The organism is Haloferula sp. A504 (genome assembly GCF_044385805.1).
Taxonomy (GTDB): domain Bacteria; phylum Verrucomicrobiota; class Verrucomicrobiia; order Verrucomicrobiales; family Akkermansiaceae; genus Haloferula.
The window spans coordinates 1-1,188 of sequence record NZ_JBISBU010000155.1; the positions used below are offsets into that span (position 1 = coordinate 1).

Consider the following 1,188-nt stretch of genomic DNA (forward strand, 5'->3'; position numbering starts at 1 on the left):
GAAGATACCCGACTCCGTCCTCGAGAAAGAGGAGGAATCAAGCCATACGGATGATTAGTACCGCTCGGCTGCGCCTGTTACCAGACTTCGACCTGCGGCCTATCAACGTGGTAGTCTCCCACGATCCTTCAGGGAAAACTCATCTCAGGATTGGCTTGGCGCTTAGATGCTTTCAGCGCTTATCCAGTCCGCACTTAGCTACCCGGCCATGCCGTTGACACGACAACCGGTGCACCAGAGGTGCGTCGATTCCGGTCCTCTCGTACTAGGAATCGAACCCTTCAGTTTTCCTGCGCCCACAGAGGATAGAGGACCGAACTGTCTCGCGACGTTCTGAACCCAGCTCGCGTGCCGCTTTAACCGGCGAACAGCCGGACCCTTGGGACCTTCTCCAGCCCCAGGATGCGACGAGCCGACATCGAGGTGCCAAACTTCGCCGTCGATATGAACTCTTGGGCGAAATCAGCCTGTTATCCCTAAGGTACCTTTTATCCGTTGAGCGACGGCAATTCCACATTCAACCGCCGGATCACTTAGGCCTACTTTCGTATCTGCTCGGCTTGTCGGCCTCACAGTTAGGCGGGTTTATGCCTATGCACTCGACACACGGTTGCAAACCGTGCTGAACCCACCTTCGCGCTCCTCCGTTACTCTTTAGGAGGATACCGCCCCAGTAAAACTGACCGGCTGACACGGTCCCCCCGCCGGTTTCACGGCTAGGGGTTAGACATTCCAATACACAAGGGTGGTATCTCACTGATGACTCCGGATACCCCTAAAGGCATCCTTCAATGTCTCCCACTTATGCTGAGCATGTAAATCAAAATGCCAATGACAGCTTACAGTTAAGGTCTATAGGGTCTTTCCGTCCTTCTGCGGGTAGGCGGCATCTTCACCGCCATTACAATTTCACTGAGCACCTGGTTGAGACAGCGCCCAACTCGTTGCACGATTCGTGCAGGTCGGAACTTACCCGACAAGGAATTTCGCTACCTTAGGACCGTTATAGTTACGGCCGACATTCACGGGGACTTGGACTCGAAGCTTCGCCAATACGAATACCAGCTAACATCTCATCTTAATCTTTCCGCATTGGTCACGTGTCACATCCTATACTTGGACTTAGCGTCTTGGCAGAATGCTGTGTTTTTGCTAAACAGTCGGTTGGGCCGGTTCACTGCGGCCTCC

1 rRNA gene is annotated in these 1,188 nt (G+C 53.8%); it reads right to left on the minus strand.

What is annotated here, in order from left to right:
- Positions 1-33: 33 nt before the first annotated feature.
- Positions 34-1,188, minus strand: a 23S ribosomal RNA gene (locus tag ACG2LG_RS23895); the annotation flags it as partial.